Origin of the sequence: uncultured Kluyvera sp., assembly GCF_902485085.1 — a bacterium.
GTDB classification, from domain to species: Bacteria; Pseudomonadota; Gammaproteobacteria; order Enterobacterales; family Enterobacteriaceae; genus Kluyvera; species Kluyvera ascorbata.
In genome coordinates, this window is record NZ_CABTJS010000004.1 from 1 (window position 1) to 18,205 (window position 18,205).

Consider the following 18,205-nt stretch of genomic DNA (forward strand, 5'->3'; position numbering starts at 1 on the left):
ACGCGTGGCAATCGAAGCGGGCATCGCAGACTACTGGTTCAAATACGTGGGCCTGAACGGTGCTATCGTTGGCATGACCACCTTCGGTGAGTCTGCGCCAGCGGATCTGCTGTTCAAAGCGTTCGGCTTCACCGTAGATAATGTGCTGGAAAAGGCGAGAGCGCTGCTGTAATTCGTTTTTCCTCACGGTAGCCCGGCCACGTGCAGCAACGCCGGGCTATCTACTTCACCTGCCAATACGGCGGGGTGCCAAATCTTTCTACATAATAATCAATCACCGCCCGCACGTTCAGCGGCGGGAGGCGAGCGTTCGGATAGAGTGCTGCAATCTGCTGCGCTTCGGTATGAATCGCTGCATCAAAATCCGCTAACAGCTTAACCAGCGTGCCATTTTTCAGGCAGTCACCGATAAGCCAGTCAGGAAACAGCACCAGCCCCATACCCCCGAGTGCGGCAGACAGCAGCGCGTCGGCGTTATTGGAAATCAGCTTCGGCAACAGCGGGTAGTGAACCCACGGTGCTTCACCTTGCTTCAGCAGCCAGCGGTTAGGGCCCGATGAACCTTTATAAACCAGACACGCATGCTGCTGGATATCACCCGGTGATTGCGGCGCGCCGTGCTGGCGCAGATAGGCAGGCGAGGCGGCCAGATGGTAATGCTGATTGCCAAACACCCGGGCGTGAAACGCCGAGTCGGTCAGGGCGCCAATACGAAAAATGACGTCGGTAGCCTCCCGGTGCGGGTCGACAAAATCATCGGTTAACGTCAGCTCAACCTGCAACGTCGGGTAGCTCTCGGCGAGCCCGACAAGGGCGGGGGCTATGTGTCGCTGGCCAAAAAAGACCGGCGCGTTGATACGCACCATGCCAGACGGTGAGGCGGCGCGGCTTTGCAGCGTTTCTTTCGCTTGCTCAAGCTCATCGGCAATGGTACGGACATGTTCAATGAGCTGCCGGGCGGCTTCTGTTGGGATAACCGAACGCGTATTGCGATAAAACAGCTGCTGACCGATAGCTTCTTCAAACTGCTGCATGGTGCGCGAAATCATCGATGCTGAGACCCCTTCTTTGCGGGCGACAACGGAAAAACTTTGCGCATCGTACACCGCAATAAAGAACAACAGGGTGCGGATATTCACCGCGCTGAGATCGAACATTAATGCAAATCCTGAAAAAGTGTTTCTTCACTTATACCATTTTTATCACAATCAAAATCGACTATCTTCATCCGCCTTAACGAAGGGGGTAGTGATGCAACTGTTACTGATTGCGCTGGTGATAGCCGGCGGTATGGGGCTGTCAATTGAAGCCGGGATTCTGGGTCCGCTCGGCGGGGAAGTGGGTGATTTATGGGCGACGTTCAGCATCTTCGGCGTCGGTGCGGTACTGACGTTTTTACTGATGCTGTTTTTCAGCCCGCGCTCTGGGCCCTCATTTTTTGCCCAGCCGGGCTGGACGTTATTGGGTGGGGTGCTCGGGCCTATCTACGTGGTGATCCTCACGGTGGCGGCACCGATTATTGGCGTGGCGATGACGATGATTGGCGTACTAGCGGGGCAGGTTTTCAAAAGTCTGCTGATTGACCATTACGGCCTGTTTGGCACGCCGCACCGTAAAATCAACGTACAGCGTCTGTACGCGTTGGGCTTTATTATGGCGGCGCTGCTGCTGGTGGCAAGAGGGTAAATAATGATAGTTATCATGATGCTATTGGCGGTATTGGGCGGTGCGACGCTGAGCGTTCAGGCGGCAATCAACGGTCGGCTTGGTAGCCAGGTGGGGGTATTGAAAAGTGCATTCCTGACCTTCTCGGTGGGTGCGTTAGTGACGGCGCTGCTGATTTTCTATTTCGAACCGGTGCAGACGGTAACGTTACTGGACGTGCCAAAATGGCAGCTGATGGGGGCGATGCTCGGCGTCCCGTACATCGTGATTATGGTCGTGGCGGTACAGCGAATTGGTACCGGCATCGCCACGGTGGCGGTTATTTTCGGCCAACTGGCTATGAGCATGCTGATTGACCACTTTGGTTGGCTGGGCAACGCGTCTATCCACTTCACCTATACCCGTTTGGGGGCGGTGGTTTGTTTAGGCATTGCGCTCTATTTTATCTATTCAAGCAGTAAGGCAGCGACGGTTAACGCGTGAAAAAATGGCCTGTCAAAGTCACAGGCCATTGTCATTTTTATCGTCCGACGCGCGCCTGAATGGATGCAGGATAACGATCGCCCACAATCTTAATCGCATCCAGCGCCAGGGTAATTTTTTGCAGATCGCTGGCCGTTAGCACAATTTCTGCCGCCCCCAGGTTTTCCTCCAGCCGGTGCAGCTTGGTGGTACCCGGAATGGGAGCTATCCACGGTTTTTGTGCCAGCAGCCAGGCGAGCGCAATTTGTGCGGGGGTGATCCCGCGCTCGGCGGCCAGGTCTGCCAGTACGGTCAGCAGTTGCGCGTTAGCCTCGCGGGCTTCCGCCTGGAAGCGCGGCACTTTGCTGCGGAAATCATCGCTACCAAAGGCGGTGTCGGTGGTAATGGCCCCGGTCAGAAAACCTTTGCCCAGCGGGCTGAATGGCACAAAACCGATCCCCAGCTCTTCGAGCAGCGGGATGATTTCTCGCTCCGGTTCACGCCACCACATAGAGTATTCGCTTTGCAGTGCAGTAACGGGCTGTACCGCATGCGCGCGGCGAATGGTCTGCGCCCCGGCTTCGGAAAGACCAAAATGTTTCACCTTACCCTCGGCAATCAGGTCTTTAACCACGCCTGCAACGTCCTCAATCGGGACATCCGGGTCAACGCGGTGCTGATAGAGTAAGTCGATAACGTCGGTTTTTAAGCGCTTAAGCGAACCTTCTACCGCTTTACGGATATGCTCCGGGCGGCTGTTTAAAATCTGCTGCTTGTTGTCATCACCGAAGGTAAAGCCAAACTTGGTGGCAATGACTACGCGGTCGCGAAACGGCTTCAGTGCTTCGCCGACCACCTCTTCATTGAGGTAAGGGCCGTAGACTTCGGCGGTGTCAAAAAAGGTCACCCCGCGCTCAACGGCGGCGCGAATCAGTTCTACCGCTTGACGGGTGTCTGTTGCAGGGCCGTAGCCGTAGCTAAGCCCCATGCAGCCAAGCCCAAGTGCGGATACTTTCAGGCCAGACTGGCCGAGCGTTCTCTGTTGCATTGCAGATTCCTTATGGGGTTAAACGTCGAGTTTGCGGGCTGCTAGCCACTCAACGATGGCCGGATCACGGTGGGAGAAAAAGGCGCTGGTGGCGGTATCCAGCGCAGCGATGTGCAGCATGTCGTCATCGCTCAGCGTAAAGTCGTTAATGGCAAAGTTTTCGACCATACGCGCTTTGCGCACGGATTTTGCGAGCGACACAATGCCGCGCTGCAGCAGCCAGCGCAATACCACCTGGCCAACGCTTTTCCCGTATTTTTTGCCGATGGCGGTAAGCGTCGGGTGCTCAAACAGGCCGTTACGGCCCTCGGCAAATGGTGCCCAGGCTTCCGGCTGGATGCCGTGACTTTGCATCCACGGCGTGGCGTGAAGCTGCTGGTTAAACGGGTTAACTTCAACCTGGTTAACGGCGGGCACGACGGTATTAAAAGCCATCAGGTCGGCGAGCCTGTCCGGGTGGAAGTTACTGACCCCAATGGCGCGAATTTTCCCCGCCTGGTGCAGCTCTTCCATAGCGCGCCATGCGCCGTGTATGTCGCCGAAAGGTTGGTGGATGAGATAGAGGTCGACGTAGTCCAACTGCAGGCGGTTCAGCGATCGTTCAAACTGGGCTTTGGCCCCATCATAGCTGGTACCCTGCAGCCACAGCTTGGTGGTGATAAATAGTTCGTCGCGGGCGATGCCGCTCTGCTTCAGAGCATTGCCAACCTGGGTTTCATTCTGGTAGGAAGCGGCAGTATCAATTAACCGGTAGCCGGTATCCAGGGCATCAAGCACCGCACGCTCGCATTCTGAGGCATCGGTCATCTGATAAACCCCGAAGCCCTGCAGAGGCATCACAATACCGTTGTTCAGTTTTACTGTTTGCATGGCGTTATCCTTTTTCTGAGTAGAAGAAGGATAGCGCGGGGAGATTTATTTGATTAGAGGGGGGTATTCTCTAACGGTAATGATCAAAATTCATGAATCAGTCTGGTGAGCGGTGGAATACCGCTCACCAGACTTCAGGCCTGACGCTTCTTACCGGAGGAAATATCCCGGCGCAGGGTGGCGGGGGAGTTCGGGGCGCCGGTTAGCGGCAGATTATTTAGCATGACCTCAATATCTTCCGCTGGTACTGGGTCAGAGAACCAGAAGCCCTGGAGGGCATCGCAGCCAAGCCCGCTGAGGATCCGCTGCTGTTCCTGAGTCTCTATACCTTCGGCCACGACGTCCATATTCATCGAATGGGCGATGTTAATGATGGTGGAGACAATTCTGACGTGTTTGCTGTTTTCCCGCATATCCTTCATAAAGCTTTTATCGATTTTCAGCTCACCGGCGGGGAGATCCTGCAGCGCCAGCATATTGGAATAACCCACGCCGAAGTTGTCGATAGATATGGTGATCCCGATGCGACAGAAATCGTTAAAAATCTGCACGCTGCGGTCAAAGCCGTGGAGCGCGGTGGTTTCCGCAAGCTCAATGGTCAGGCGAGTAGGGGAAACGTGATGGCGTACCAGCGCGTCGCAGACTCGCTCATAAAAATTCTGCTGCTCAAATTGTACCGGAGAGATATTCAACGATACCGTCCAATCGTCATGCCCTGACAGACTCCATTTGTGCAACTGCTGGCAGGCCTGGTCCACAATCCAGTTCCCAACCGAGACAATGAGCCCCGTATTCTGTAGCGTAGACAGGAAAACCTCGGGCAGCAGGATCCCTTTTTTCGGATGCCGCCAGCGCAGGAGGGCTTCAAAACCGTAAATACGCTGTTCTTTGACGTGATACTTGGGCTGATACCACAGCTCAAACTGACCGCGATCCAGCGCCTGGGTTAGATCCTGCAGAAAATGTGCCCCTTGCCAGGTGCTGTCGAGCATCGATTCATGATAGAAAACCCAGCCATTACGACCGCTGTGCTTCACGTGATACATCGCCGTGTCTGCGGAGAGTTTCAGTTCCTGAGGCGTTTCACCGTGGCCGGGATAAAGACTTATTCCCACGCTTAATGAGATCTGCAGGATTTGTCCGGAGTGATAAAACGGACGACGAATGCTCTCCACCATGCGGGTGCAAATATCGGCAATTTCCGCTTCATTACAGTCTGGTGCAAGCAGGATAAACTCATCCCCACCAATGCGCGCGAGCGTCATTTTGGGATTAATACAGGCGCTCATGCGGTTCGCGACGGACACCAGCAGGTTATCGCCAACGTGGTGGCCCCAGGCATCGTTAATTAATTTAAAACGGTCGAGATCCATCAGCACCAGCGCGAAAGAGCTGCCGGCCAGGCGTGATTGATGCAGGCAGGCCAGCAGCCGCATGTCAATCTGGCTGCGGTTTGCAAGCCCCGTCAGCCCGTCGAAGCGCGCCTGTTGTTCCAGCTGTTGATTAAGGCGCTGTAAATTTTCCGTCAGGCGCGTGGTGCGAACCTGCGAATCCACCATGGAAATCATCAGCATCAGCCCCAGCAGTAGCAGCGTAGTGACCGATACCCAGATAGAGAGACCCTCTTCGCTGACCATAGCGCCGTGGTTCATCATCATATGACTATGGCCGGTAAAGGTGGCGGCGCTCATGCCGGTGTAGTGCATGGCGGCGATGGCAATACCCATGGCGAACGCCGCGCCGACGCGGGTTAGCAGTACTCCTTTACTGTTAAGGCGCAGGCTGAAAGCCAGCCAAAGGGCTACGCATGACGCCACGATAGCAATGATGACCGAGGCGATAATCAGCGGAATGCTCCAGGTGATTTCGTCGTGGGCCATCAGCGCCGCCATGCCGACATAGTGCATGGTTACGACCCCGGAGCTGAGCAGGGCGGTAGCAATACAGAGGCGTTTTAGTGATAACGTATTGCCAGCGACCGCAATATTAATGGCCAATGAAGAGGCAATAATCGCGGCTAATAAGGAAATAACCGTGAGCTCAAGGTGATAGCTCATCGGCATCGGCATTTTCATTGCCAACATGCCGATAAAGTGCATTGACCAAATACCAATGCCTAGCGTCGCGCCGCCGGTAATACGCCAGAAGATGGCCGCCTTTTTATTAGAAGCGGCAATTTTTGCAGCACTATCAAGCGCAACGAAAGACGCAATGAAGGCCACCAGAAATGAAATACCGACTAGTATCGGGTCCCACGAAGCGTGCAGCATCATGCAATCCATACCTTTTCATAAACGTGATTTAATTAATCTATCAGTAAATTCCTAAATTTACACAATGAAAAAGCACTTCTCAGACGCTCTTTTTTCGTCATTGGGTATTATTAAGCATGGCTAACGAGTAATGAAATGCCAGTGAACATTAAGTCTTGCTTTTTTATATTGTTCTTATTTTATGGGTGCTTAACTGTTGCTGTGATTTTTGGTTTTGTCAGTTTTACTTTGGTTGGTTTAAAAATCTGCAAAAAGTAAAACTAACGTTGCTAACAATTAAACTACTTAAAAACATGGAAATAGTCTGGAAAATGCAACTTCTGGTGATATAACAAAATGACACAGCAGGAGTTGGGGAGTAGATTATGTTTAAAAACATTAGCGTCCGAACTTTTATCCTGGTATTTATTCTGGCGGTCTTTCTTATTGCAGATGTGATCTGTTTAATATTATCGAAGAATATATTCTTGCATTTTGCCATCAATATTGTATGGCTGGCGGCACTAGGGTTGCTCTGGCTTTATATGACGAAATATCTCGTCACACCGATTAACGCGGTTAAACGCAGCATTGACGAAGTTAATGATGGGAATTTGTCGGTGCGTATTCCTATATTCGGTAATAACTGCGCAGGGCGCTTAATTCCGGGTATCAATAACTTATCGAATAATATCTCTACGCTGGTGGCGGAGATTCGCGCTTCGTCTGATTCAGCCATGTCCCTATCCGAACAGTTGGCTAACCGCAGTGCGGAACTGGCGGTCAAAACCGAAGAACAATCGGCGACGCTTCAGCAGACGGCTTCCAGCATGGAAGAGATTGCGGCGAGCACCAAAAACAACGCCGAGCATACCAGGCTGGCCAGCGAGCGGGCGGGCGATGCGACTCAGTGCGCCCGTAAAGGTGGCGCGCTGATGGGTGAAGTGGCGAACAATATGCAGTCGATCACCGACTGTGCTCGTCAGATGACTGAAATCATTGCCATGATTGATGGCATTGCGTTCCAGACGAATATTCTGGCGCTGAACGCGGCGGTAGAGGCAGCCCGAGCGGGCGATCATGGTAAAGGATTCTCGGTGGTAGCCGGTGAGGTGCGCAATCTGGCACATCGCAGCGCCGAGGCGGCAAAAAGTATTAAGACCCTGATTAGCGTGACCAGCGATAACGTGACGCAAGGGGCGAATATTGTGGCCGAAGCCGAGAAGAATATGCAGGACATCGTCGCGGGGTCTGGTGAGCTCAACAGCCTGATGGAGCAGATTGCCGTCTCAACCAATGAGCAGGAAAAGGGGATTGACCAGATCACTCAGGCGCTGACGGAGCTGGAAACCGTGACCCAGAGTAATGGGATGGTGGTTGAGGAGCTGGCGCGGTCGTCTGATGTTCTGAAGCATCAGGTTATTGAGTTGCAGTCGCGGACGCAGAACTTCCGTATCGGAGGGGAGCCACGGGCGGCTGATGCGCCTCCGGTGGGGGCGTTGCAGCCAGCGGTGGCGGGGAGCCATGATAAGGATTTTTGGCAGTCGTTTTAGGGTTTGCAGGGTTTTCGTTGTTGATAACGCTTCAACCGCTGAAGCGTTCCCTGTAGGCCGGATGGCGTTTCGCTTATCCGGCCTACAACGGCAAGGAAGCACGAATCCAATCACCTCTACCTACCACCTTTTGTGAACAATTTCAGCGCTATGGCACACGCTCTTATTGCTTAACAAAAGCAGATAGCTAGACTATCAGGATGAATAGTCGTGATCGGAGGCGAAGTGGAAGCCATAAAGGGATCAGAACTGAACGTACCTGATGCGGTATTTGCGTGGTTACTCGACGGTCAGGGTGGAGTCAGACCCCTGACCGATGATGAAACCGTCAGCAAAGATAACCCGTGCTGGCTGCACATGAATTACACCCATCCCGACAGCGCCGAATGGCTGGCAACAACGCCACTGCTGCCCCAAACGGTACGTGATGCGCTTGCTGGCGAAAGCCTGCGGCCACGCGTCAGTCGATTAGGTGAGGGAACGCTAATAACGCTGCGCTGTATTAACGGTAGTACCGACGAACGCCCTGACCAACTGGTGGCAATGCGTCTCTATATTGATGAACGCATGATTGTCTCTACGCGGCAGAGAAAAGTGCTGGCGCTGGATGATGTGGTGAGTGACCTGCAGGAGGGCAGCGGTCCAACGGATTGCGGCTCCTGGCTGGTGGACGTATGCGATGCGCTGACAGATCACGCGAGCGAGTTTATCGAACAGCTGCATGACAAAATTATCGACCTTGAAGACAATCTGCTTGAGCAGCAGGTGCCGCCGCGTGGCTTCCTGGCGCTGCTGCGCAAACAGCTTATCGTGATGCGACGCTATATGGCACCGCAGCGCGATGTGTACGCGCGCTTGTCCAGTGAACGGCTCTCGTGGATGACTGACGATCAGCGCCGACGGATGCAGGACATTGCTGACAGACTTGGCCGCGGGCTGGATGAGATTGACGGTTGTATCGCTCGCACCGCCGTGATGACCGACGAAATCGCGCAGATGATGCAAGAGTCGCTTTCGCGTCGCACCTACACGATGTCCCTGATGGCCATGGTGTTCTTACCCAGCACTTTTCTGACCGGCCTATTTGGTGTCAACCTGGGTGGTATTCCCGGCGGTGGTTCGCATCTGGGCTTCTCCCTCTTTTGTATTATGCTGGTCGTACTCATTGGGGGTGTTACGTGGTGGTTACACCGCAGTAACTGGTTGTAAAAAGTCATCTTTTATATTCCGTCAGGTGACGATAACGCAACTTAATTTGAGCGAGGTCAATAAACCAGCGCTCCAATCGAGGCAATATCGTTCCTGCAGGTGAATGCAACGTCAAGCGATGGGCGTTGCGCTCCATATTGTCTTACTTCCTTTTTTTGAATTACTGCATAGCACAATTGATTCGTACGACGCCGGCTTAGAATAGTCGGCTTTTTTTTGTCTTTTTTTCCGCTACCCTGGCTACACTCGTTGATTAGTTGTCGCATCCCGCGGCGAGATCTGCGAGGATACGCGCCTGCTGAACGTCAGCCCCTAATTCGTGAGAACTACACCGTGACCGCTTTTGCCTCCCTGAATATCCTCCCCGCATCCCAGCTCGAAAACCTTAACGACCTGGGCTATCTCTCTATGACCCCGGTACAGGCGGCCGCGCTGCCAGCCATCCTTGCTGGAAAGGATGTGCGGGTACAGGCAAAAACCGGTAGCGGCAAAACGGCAGCATTTGGTTTAGGCCTGCTGCAACATGTGGATGCGGGTCTGTATCAGACACAATCGCTGGTGCTGTGCCCAACTCGTGAGCTGGCAGACCAGGTCGCTGGGGAAATTCGTCGTCTGGCGCGTTTCCTGCCAAACATTAAAGTGCTTACGCTGTGCGGCGGCCAGCCTTTCGGTGCGCAGCGCGACTCGCTGCAGCACGCGCCGCATATAATTGTGGCGACGCCGGGGCGTCTGCTGGATCACCTGCAAAAAGGCACCGTTTCTCTGGATGCGCTGCAAACGCTGGTGATGGATGAAGCGGACCGTATGCTTGATATGGGATTTAGTGACGCTATCGATGAAGTTATTCGCTTTGCGCCAGCGTCTCGCCAGACGCTGCTGTTCTCCGCGACCTGGCCGGACGCCATCGCGGCGATCAGCGGTCGCGTTCAGCGCTCGCCGGAAACCATCGAAATTGATTCCGTCGATGCGCTGCCAGCCGTTGAGCAGCAGTTCTTCGACGTGCCGCGTCACGGCAAAATCGCCCTGTTGCAGCAGCTGTTGAGTCAGCATCAGCCGGCGTCTTGCGTGGTGTTCTGTAACACCAAAAAAGATTGCCAGGCGGTCTATGAAGAGCTGAATGCTGCGGGCCAGAGCACCATCGTGCTGCACGGCGACCTCGAACAGCGTGACCGCGACCAGACGCTAGTGCGTTTTGCTAATGGCAGCGCGCGTATTCTGGTGGCAACCGACGTAGCGGCACGCGGTCTGGACATAAAATCGCTGGCGATGGTGGTGAACTACGAACTGGCGTGGGACCCGGAAGTTCACGTGCACCGCATTGGACGTACCGCTCGTGCCGGTAACAGCGGGCTGGCAATCAGCTTCTGTGCACCGGAAGAAGCCCAGCGCGCCAATATTCTTGCTGAAATGCTGCAGATTAAACTCAACTGGATGGCTGAGCCGGGTAAAGCGCGCGTTGTGCCGCTGGAGCCAGAAATGATGACGCTGTGCATCGACGGCGGCAAGAAAGCCAAAATGCGTGCAGGTGACGTGCTGGGCGCGTTAACCGGTGAGGTTGGGCTGGTAGGGGCGGATATCGGTAAAATCGACGTTCATCCAGCACACGTTTACGTGGCGGTTCGCGAAGGCGTGGCGCATCAGGCGTGGAAACTGCTGCAGAAAGGGAAAATCAAAGGCAAGGCGTGCCGAGTGCGTCTGCTTAAATAAGCGCGGAATAACGCGTCTCAGGCCCAGACCTGAGACGCGACAATCGTATTACTTCACTTCGACAACGTTCAGACGCAGCTCATCCAACTGACCGTCTTCTTCTTCTGGCTGCCAGCCTACCGGCTGTAACGGCATCTCTTCACGGTCAAACGCCAGGTCACCGCCGTTAATGACTTCACCGCCGTGGGTCAGACTTTTGAAATCAAACAGGTTGATATCGCTCAGGTGAGATGGCACCACGTTCTGCATCGCGCTGAACATGGTCTCGATACGGCCTGGATAACGTTTGTCCCAGTCGCGCAGCATGTCCGCGATCACCTGACGCTGCAGGTTTGGCTGCGAACCGCACAGGTTGCATGGAATGATTGGGAACCCTTTAGCCTCAGAGAAACGCTCGATATCTTTTTCGCGGCAATAAGCAAGCGGACGAATAACGATATGTTTGCCGTCGTCGCTCATCAGCTTCGGCGGCATACCTTTCATTTTGCCGCCGTAGAACATATTCAGGAACAGCGTTTGCAGGATGTCGTCACGGTGGTGGCCCAGCGCGATTTTGGTCGCCCCGAGTTCAGTGGCGGTACGGTACAGAATACCGCGACGCAGACGGGAGCAGAGCGAGCAGGTGGTTTTCCCTTCCGGGATTTTCTCTTTCACGATGCCGTAGGTGTTCTCTTCGACAATCTTATACTCTACGCCCAGTTTCTCCAGATACTCTGGCAGAATGTGCTCCGGGAAGCCCGGCTGTTTCTGGTCGAGGTTTACCGCCACCAGGCTGAAGCTGATAGGGGCGCTCTGCTGCAGGTTGCGCAAAATTTCCAGCATGGTGTAGCTGTCTTTACCACCGGACAGGCAAACCATAATGCGGTCGCCGTCTTCAATCATGTTGAAGTCAGCGATGGCTTCACCCACGTTACGGCGCAGGCGCTTCTGTAACTTGTTCAGATTGTATTTTTCTTTTTGGCTAATTTCTTGATTTTGTTGCATTTAATGGTTACTCAAAAATCTAAATGGATATTCAGGCCGAACACAGCGTCTTCCCGTCCATTTGATTTGCGATAAAAGACCTGTCTCGCGCTGACCGGTCAAAAGCGAATCAGCGAATGTGTGGCGTGTATGGTACGGATTACGACGGTGAATGTCAGCACGTTTTACAGCGTTGAGACATCTAATTCTGGAGCCGACCTGCGCGAGGCGGGCGTGGAAGGGGGCTGGGGTAGGCTCTCATCAGAGAGTATGGTGTAAAGTAGAAGGCCCATTAAAATAATGGGCCTGACAGATAATATTTTCGACAGCCTTATTATGCTGATGAGATTTATCAGACGTGGCGCATCGCCATTCAAAATAATTAAGAATGCAAATATTATGTTGTTATCGGATGCCTACGTTCCTGGGGGAAATATAGTTTCCGTGATGCTGGCTATCAGAAGAGATAGTTTACGTTAAGCGTGGTGGTACTGTAAGAAGTATTAAAGTCACGAGAACCATAATCTGGGAAGTTAGGATCGTGCAGATAAACGGAAGACGTTCCTAAATCAACGTATGTATATTCAATACCCGCAGATAAATTCTCGGTTACGCGATATTGAACACCTGCACCGACATTCATACCTGCAGAGATATTTGATGCGCTGGTATTGAATTCTGCGTTCTTACAGCCATTCGTTACCGCGGTATCGCCTTTGTGGCAACCCATCGTGAAATCTTGTTTTGCGACAGTCACGCCCACTTTTACGTATGGAAGAATGCGGTCAAAAGCATAGCCCATCAGGACATCGACAGAACCGTTCTGTTTGATATCAACGGAGCCATCATACGGGTCGTACTGATCGTGGGCACTGTTTTTGAAATCATCGCCCATATCAGACAGGTTCAGGTTCGCTGCCACGCCCAGTACGATATTATTATCGAACTGCCAGTTATGACCAACCTGAATACCACCGACCACACCGTCGATAGAATCGCCCCAGGAGCTTGAATTCCCTTCATCGCGACTGTGGCCTGAGCCATAACCGAGATTGCCCCCTGCATAAAAACCAGTCCATTGATCAAGCTGATTTGACGCTGCAAAAGTAGAACAAGAAACCATTAATGCAGAGACAAGTAGTGCACGTTTCATTTAAATACCTATGAATGAAGTAAATTGATCAAGCCTGTGTATTATTCCTGTAATGGATTTTAATGCAATTTATAACTTCGCTTGAATCTTCTTTTAATTAATAGTGAATGTAACAAAAAAGGACAATGGCATAGTAAATATATGCCTCTATAATTTTATTGGTTGGATTAATGATTGTTGTTATTGGTGTATATAATAATGGCTATTTGGTATGGCGTATTAGGCCAAATGGCATAGGTATTGTTCTCCAGAATATTAAAGCAGTTTCGCGATAATATAATCAGCACCGTCCGCGCGGCTAACCTGTTCCGTTAGCAGGCGATCACCGAAACAACTGATTCGCCAGCAGACGGGAATTTCGCTATTATCCCGGCACCTTCGCTACGCTGGCCGCCTGATGTCTACAATTGTTGATACTTTTATCGCTCCACCGTGTTCCGCCGAGATAGAGATCCTCTATGAAGATGAACATCTGCTGCTTATCAATAAGCCTGCCGGGTTACTGAGTCTATCGGGGAAAAATCCGCAGAACCTCGATTCAGTACACTACCGGCTGGTAGATGATTTCCCTGGCTGTACGCTGGTTCACCGTCTTGATTTTGGCACCTCCGGGCTTATGGTAGTGGCGCGCAATAAAGCCATTAATGCAGCTCTGTGCCAGCAGTTTAGCCAGCGCAGCGTGACGAAGGAATACAGCGCTTTACTGTGTGGTCATCTGGAACATGATGAAGGGATTATTGACGCGGAGATTGCTAAGGATCCGGCGCGGTTCCCGCGTATGACGATTTGCCCGATCCAGGGAAAACCGGCGCGGTCTCATTATCGGGTTGATGCACGTTTTTTCCAGCAGGGAGAAGGGGGAACGCCGTTGCCGTTGACGCGGGTCACATTAACCCCGGAAACCGGCCGTACGCATCAGTTGCGGATTCACTGTCAGCAATTGGGGCATCCGATTCTGGGTTGCGATCTGTACGGTGGTCTACTGATGGCGGGCGCCGAGCATGCGCCAAGGCTGATGCTGCATGCCAGCGCGCTGAATTTTGTTCACCCCGCGAGTGGTGAAGTGGTCAATGCGCGTCACGCTAGCCCTTTTTGAGCAATAAAAAAAGCCCGTGAGGGCTTTTGGGCATAGCCTGATGGCGCTTCGCTTATCAGGCCGACATGAAATAATGCTTACCACATTAGATCGTCAGGGATTTTGAAATCTGCGTACGGATCGTCTTCGTCCTGGACTTCCTGGCTTAGGGCGCTGTGCAGAACAATGCTGCTGGCATCGCGCTGAGCGATTTTTTCTGCCACGATCGCTGGGATAATCGCATATTCGCTATCACCGTTGCTCTGGGTTGCCAGACGCGCGATGGCGAGGCGCCCGTTAATCAACTGAGTCTGCGTCAGCTTATCGACCGTGATTTTTTTGATGATGCTGCCGTCGGTAAAGTTAAAGCTAATATCGCCTCGACCCGGCATGACGCGGTTCATCTCGATAAGCTGCTTCACCTGGGCTTTATACTCTTTCGATAACACGGCCTGCTTTTGCTGCTCGCTGAGCAGCTTATCGCGCTCAAGCTGCGCCTTCTTATTTTCTTCGACCGCTTCTCTTGCCTCACGAGCCTGAACGCGCGATTTTTTCGCCGTACGCTGGACCTTGGCCACTTTTTTACTGGAGACTAATCCCGCTTTTAGCATCTGCTCTTGTAAGGTAAGTTTTGTCATTTTCGCTTCTGAATTTGATGAATAATAGCGGGGATTATACCCGTAATGTTTGTCACGTTGCCAGATTATAGGTCTCGAGTGGCGCGTTGTCCGGCATCGGCTTGGCATTTTGGGCCTTTAATGCCCCGTAAATTATTGTGGCGATGAATGCGTAGCCGCATAATAGCGGCCAACCTCCGCAGGTGCGGGGTTAAGCGCCAGCTTTTTCTGGTGATGAAGGAAACACAATGGAAAGGCGTAACTTTCTGAAAGGTGCCGCGGCACTCTCCACCCTTGGGCTGGTGAGCCCGGTTTTTGCAAAAACCGAAGCTGTTGCTAAGCCTGCCGTTTCATCTTCAGGCAAATCCCGCCGTTTTGTTATGACCCAGACCTACAGCCTTAAGGCCCCTGAGGGCTCTTCTGGCAAGGTTAATTTGTGGATCCCTATCCCGGAAGACACGGCTTTCCAGCAGTTGCTTGACCTCTCTTTTAGCGGGAATTACCAAAGCGCTACCCTCAATGCCAATAACCGTTACGGTGCGAAAGTGCTCTTTGTGACCTGGCCTGCCTCTGGTGGCCCGCTGGATATCAAAGTGGAAATGGAAATTGAAACCCGTGATTGGGAAGTGCTGAAAGAAAACCGTCTTGCCGACTGGCAACTGCCGGTGGAAGGCGTCGTCATCCCAGACGAAATCAAGCCATTCCTACAGGCAACTCCGCATATTCCGGTGGATGGTCTGGTGAAAGAGACTGCGCTGAAAATTATCGGCAATGAAAAAGCCCCGCTTAAGCAGGCGCGTCTGATTCACGATTGGGTGAGTACGCATATGCATCGTGATGATGCGGTGATTGGCTGCGGTACCGGCGATGTGGGTGAAATTCTGAAAACCGGTAAGCTGGGCGGTAAATGTACCGATATTAACTCGGTGTTTGTCGCGCTGTGCCGCGCGGTCGGGATCCCGGCGCGTGAAATGTTCGGTATTCGCCTGGGCGCGAGTCGTAAACTCGATGGTTACTCGAAAAAAGCCTTCGGCAGCGCCGATGCGCAGGGAGTGGCTAAAGTCAGCGGTGGCCAGCACTGCCGCGCGATGTTCTGGCTGGCGGGTTTTGGCTGGATGCCTGCTGACCCAGCGGATGTGACCAAAATGCGTCTGACCGAGAAAAAAGAGAACGGCGACTCGGCGGTAACGGCAGTAAACGACTATCTGTTCGGCAACTGGGAGATGAACTGGGTGGGCTTCAACCACGCGCGTGATTTCGCGCTGTCGCCAGCGGCTGAGCAAGGTGACGTCAATAACCTGGGCTACCCGTATGCGGAAGTTGATGGCGACCCGCTGAACTTCTACGATTCTGCTGTCTTTAGCTACGACTATGTCAGCGTCGAACAGCATTAAGGGCGGTGTACTGACGCTGCTGGCGGCGATTGTCGCCGCTGGTGCATCAACGCTTTGTTGCATTGGGCCGTTACTGTATCTGCTGTTTGGTATCTCAGCGGCAGGGCTGGTGGGGATCCCCGGTGCTTCCTGGCTGCAGTTCCCGATGATTGTGGTGGCGGTAGGGTTGATGGCGCGGGGTTTCTGGCGCCTGCATCTGTCATCGAAGCCGGTGTGCGTCAACGTGGTGAGCCGTCGGGTGCTGGTGTGGCTCTACTGGCTGTCGGTACCGCTGGTACTGGCGCTTATCACCTATCCTTATGTTCTGCCCTGGATTTGGGAGTGGATGGAATGAAAAAAGCAGTTTGCCTGGCGTTGATGCTATTCACGCCGCTAGGCTGGGCCGTCGATAAGCTGGTGACCATTGATATTGGTGAGATGAACTGCCCGCTGTGCGTGATTTCGATTAACCAGGCGTTGCGGACGACCGACGGCGTTATCAAGGCGAAAGCGTCGCTTAAAACACGTCAGGCTGAAGTGGTGGTGCCGGAGAATTTCGATAACCAGCAGCTGCTGGCGGCGATTGCCAAAACCGGGTTTAAAGGTGAGATTCACGGAGAAAGCGCGGTGCAGTAAGGCTGCGCTGATGTGGTAAAAGAGAAAACCCGCTGTTGCCAGCGGGTTTTTTGTTGCATTAGAACTGGTAAACCAGGCCCAGTGCAACCACGTTATCGGTGTTGATACCGTTGTCAGCGTAGAAGCTGTCGTTACCGTCCAGCAGGTTGATTTTGTAATCAACGTAGGTGGACATGTTTTTGTTGAAGTAGTAGGTTGCGCCCAGATCCAGGTATTTAACCAGGTCTTTGTCGCCGCCAGCTGCATAGGAAGTACTAGTTTTGGTATTGGTCGTAACACCCAGATCCTTACCTTTAGACTGCAGATAAGAAATTGCTGGACGCAGACCGAAGTCGAACTGGTACTGTGCAGTCACTTCATAGTTCTGAGTTTTATTTGCAACGCCGTTGAGATTACCGTACGGAGTCATGTTGCGGGTTTCAGAATACATAGATGCCAGGTAGATATTGTTTGCATCATATTTCAGACCAACGGTCCATGCATCAGCTTTATCACCACCAGCATTGCTGTTGGTGATCTGGTCGTTAGTACGATCGGACGTTGCGTATGCAGCAGAAGCGCTTACACCCATACCCAGATCGTAAGAAGTGGACATACCGAAGCCGTCACCGTTGTCTTTACGGGTATTGCCATCGCTACGGTTGTTGGTGCCGTAAGCGTTGTCGCCTTCGCCGCCTTGATTTTCGTTTTTACCCTGATACTGCAGCGCAAAGTTAAGGCCATCAACCAGACCGAAGAAATCGTTGTTGCGGTACGTAGCAACACCGTTAGCACGACCAGTCATAAAGTTGTCAGCGTTGGTGTAGGAGTCACCGCCGAATTCTGGCAGCATATCGGTCCAGCCTTCTACGTCGTACAGTACGCCGTAGTTACGACCGTAATCGAATGAACCGTAATCGCCGAATTTCAGACCTGCAAAGCCCAGACGAGTCCATGCGTTGCCAGTGTCACTTTCGCTGTTGTTCGCCTGAACGTTATATTCCCACTGGCCGTAACCAGTCAGCATATCGTTAATTTGAGTTTCGCCTTTAAAGCCGAAACGAACGTAGCTCTGATCGCCATCGCTGCTGGAATTGCTAGATGAGTAACGCAGACCATCTACCTTGCCATAGATGTCTAATTTATTGCCGTCTTTATTATAAACCTCTGCGGCATGAGCTGCGCCTGCTGCTAACAGCGCAGGGATAACGAGGGCCAGTACTTTTCTGTTCATTGAAATTATTCCTTTAGTTTTTTTATTCGCGCACTTCCACTCAAATAGAGGAAGTAAGGCAATCCTAAAGGAGACCTTTCTGAGATGGTAAATAACATTTGTTACAGCATGAGTAAAATCTAAAGTATATGATTCAAATGAAATGATGATAAATACCATGAATGAATTGTCATTAAATATATAAAATAAAAATTATACAAATAATATTCGCTGACGTAATCTACCTGCGTTATATGCCTTTTTGTCACACAACGTATTTATGTTGCCGTGTGTCATTTAACTTCTTCGTCATATGAAATGACAAGCCCGAACCCTCATTCGGGCTTTTTTTATTTCTTTGTTTTTGAATGGGTTGTCAGCTCTGGTGGCTTGTATCAACAGATCGTGAAGCTGATGTAATGGATTTCTC

17 protein-coding genes and 2 pseudogenes are annotated in these 18,205 nt (G+C 52.3%); 10 read left to right on the top strand and 9 right to left on the bottom strand.

All coding sequences use genetic code 11. From position 1 onward, the window contains the following. Window positions 1–172 (top strand): annotated as a pseudogene (locus tag RDN66_RS00325) (transketolase); the annotation flags it as partial. Window positions 173–221: 49 nt separating this feature from the next. On the opposite strand, the gene RDN66_RS00330 reads toward RDN66_RS00325, so the two are convergent. After that, the gene (locus RDN66_RS00330) at window positions 222–1,157 is read right to left on the bottom strand and encodes a LysR family transcriptional regulator (RefSeq protein ID WP_202215833.1); all 936 of its coding nucleotides are present in this window, start codon (window positions 1,155–1,157) and stop codon (window positions 222–224) included. Between the two features lie 94 nt (window positions 1,158–1,251). On the opposite strand from RDN66_RS00330, the gene RDN66_RS00335 reads away from it, so the two are divergent. Continuing rightward, window positions 1,252–1,686, top strand: a complete 435-nt coding sequence (locus RDN66_RS00335) for a DMT family transporter (RefSeq protein WP_202215832.1) — start codon at window positions 1,252–1,254, stop codon at window positions 1,684–1,686. A gap of 3 nt (window positions 1,687–1,689) precedes the next feature. Continuing rightward, on the top strand, window positions 1,690–2,148 hold the full coding sequence (locus RDN66_RS00340) for a DMT family transporter (RefSeq protein WP_202215831.1): 459 nt from the start codon (window positions 1,690–1,692) through the stop codon (window positions 2,146–2,148). 37 nt (window positions 2,149–2,185) lie between these two features. On the opposite strand, the gene RDN66_RS00345 is transcribed toward RDN66_RS00340, so the two are convergent. The 3 genes from RDN66_RS00345 to RDN66_RS00355 all read right to left on the bottom strand — a co-directional run bounded on the left by RDN66_RS00345 (window position 2,186) and on the right by RDN66_RS00355 (window position 6,318). Next, window positions 2,186–3,175, bottom strand: coding sequence for an aldo/keto reductase (locus RDN66_RS00345; RefSeq protein ID WP_035895294.1), 990 nt, complete (start codon window positions 3,173–3,175; stop codon window positions 2,186–2,188). Window positions 3,176–3,193: 18 nt separating this feature from the next. Continuing rightward, window positions 3,194–4,045 (bottom strand): aldo/keto reductase, encoded by an 852-nt coding sequence (locus RDN66_RS00350; RefSeq protein WP_202215830.1) that lies wholly within the window; start codon window positions 4,043–4,045, stop codon window positions 3,194–3,196. A 134-nt stretch (window positions 4,046–4,179) separates the two neighbouring features. Then, a complete protein-coding gene (locus tag RDN66_RS00355) occupies window positions 4,180–6,318 on the bottom strand; it encodes an EAL domain-containing protein (protein WP_308537441.1) in 2,139 nt (712 codons plus the stop codon). A gap of 365 nt (window positions 6,319–6,683) precedes the next feature. Here RDN66_RS00355 and RDN66_RS00360 point away from each other — a divergent pair, with 365 nt between their 5' ends. The 3 genes from RDN66_RS00360 (at window position 6,684) to dbpA (ending at window position 10,766) form a co-directional block, all read left to right on the top strand. Then, on the top strand, window positions 6,684–7,850 hold the full coding sequence (locus tag RDN66_RS00360; RefSeq protein ID WP_202215828.1) for a methyl-accepting chemotaxis protein: 1,167 nt from the start codon (window positions 6,684–6,686) through the stop codon (window positions 7,848–7,850). 225 nt (window positions 7,851–8,075) lie between these two features. After that, entirely contained in the window at window positions 8,076–9,059 is a 984-nt protein-coding gene (gene zntB, locus RDN66_RS00365) for a zinc transporter ZntB (protein WP_035895307.1), read from the top strand. 333 nt (window positions 9,060–9,392) lie between these two features. Next, window positions 9,393–10,766: an ATP-dependent RNA helicase DbpA gene (gene dbpA / locus RDN66_RS00370; protein WP_308537442.1), complete on the top strand. Its 1,374-nt coding sequence runs from the start codon at window positions 9,393–9,395 to the stop codon at window positions 10,764–10,766. Window positions 10,767–10,814: 48 nt separating this feature from the next. On the opposite strand, the gene ttcA is transcribed toward dbpA, so the two are convergent. The 3 genes and pseudogenes from ttcA to RDN66_RS00385 all read right to left on the bottom strand — a co-directional run bounded on the left by ttcA (window position 10,815) and on the right by RDN66_RS00385 (window position 12,882). Then, window positions 10,815–11,750: a tRNA 2-thiocytidine(32) synthetase TtcA gene (gene ttcA, locus RDN66_RS00375; RefSeq protein WP_035895287.1), complete on the bottom strand. Its 936-nt coding sequence runs from the start codon at window positions 11,748–11,750 to the stop codon at window positions 10,815–10,817. Between the two features lie 46 nt (window positions 11,751–11,796). Continuing rightward, a pseudogene (locus tag RDN66_RS24245) lies at window positions 11,797–11,921 on the bottom strand (site-specific integrase); the annotation flags it as partial. 265 nt (window positions 11,922–12,186) lie between these two features. Beyond that, window positions 12,187–12,882: an outer membrane protein gene (locus tag RDN66_RS00385; protein WP_202215826.1), complete on the bottom strand. Its 696-nt coding sequence runs from the start codon at window positions 12,880–12,882 to the stop codon at window positions 12,187–12,189. A gap of 397 nt (window positions 12,883–13,279) precedes the next feature. Here RDN66_RS00385 and RDN66_RS00390 point away from each other — a divergent pair, with 397 nt between their 5' ends. Next, window positions 13,280–13,978, top strand: coding sequence for an RluA family pseudouridine synthase (locus RDN66_RS00390; protein WP_202215825.1), 699 nt, complete (start codon window positions 13,280–13,282; stop codon window positions 13,976–13,978). Between the two features lie 77 nt (window positions 13,979–14,055). Here the strand turns inward: RDN66_RS00390 and RDN66_RS00395 are convergent, their stop codons facing one another. After that, window positions 14,056–14,595 carry a DUF2058 domain-containing protein gene (locus RDN66_RS00395; RefSeq protein ID WP_181814569.1) on the bottom strand — a complete coding sequence of 180 codons (540 nt, stop codon included), beginning with the start codon at window positions 14,593–14,595 and terminating at the stop codon, window positions 14,056–14,058. A gap of 227 nt (window positions 14,596–14,822) precedes the next feature. Between RDN66_RS00395 and RDN66_RS00400 the strand changes: the two genes are divergently transcribed. From RDN66_RS00400 to RDN66_RS00410, 3 genes are read left to right on the top strand one after another with little or no spacing between them, the layout of a single operon-like run. Beyond that, a complete protein-coding gene (locus RDN66_RS00400; RefSeq protein ID WP_202215824.1) occupies window positions 14,823–15,968 on the top strand; it encodes a transglutaminase-like domain-containing protein in 1,146 nt (381 codons plus the stop codon). Then, the gene (locus RDN66_RS00405; RefSeq protein ID WP_115074230.1) at window positions 15,946–16,302 is read left to right on the top strand and encodes a hypothetical protein; all 357 of its coding nucleotides are present in this window, start codon (window positions 15,946–15,948) and stop codon (window positions 16,300–16,302) included. The genes RDN66_RS00400 and RDN66_RS00405 overlap by 23 nt, the downstream gene beginning before the upstream one ends. Then, on the top strand, window positions 16,299–16,583 hold the full coding sequence (locus tag RDN66_RS00410) for a heavy-metal-associated domain-containing protein (RefSeq protein WP_202215823.1): 285 nt from the start codon (window positions 16,299–16,301) through the stop codon (window positions 16,581–16,583). Before RDN66_RS00405 ends, RDN66_RS00410 begins: the two co-directional genes overlap by 4 nt. Before the next feature lie 58 nt (window positions 16,584–16,641). On the opposite strand, the gene ompC is transcribed toward RDN66_RS00410, so the two are convergent. After that, on the bottom strand, window positions 16,642–17,796 hold the full coding sequence (gene ompC, locus RDN66_RS00415; RefSeq protein WP_202215822.1) for a porin OmpC: 1,155 nt from the start codon (window positions 17,794–17,796) through the stop codon (window positions 16,642–16,644). Window positions 17,797–18,205: the final 409 nt, after the last annotated feature.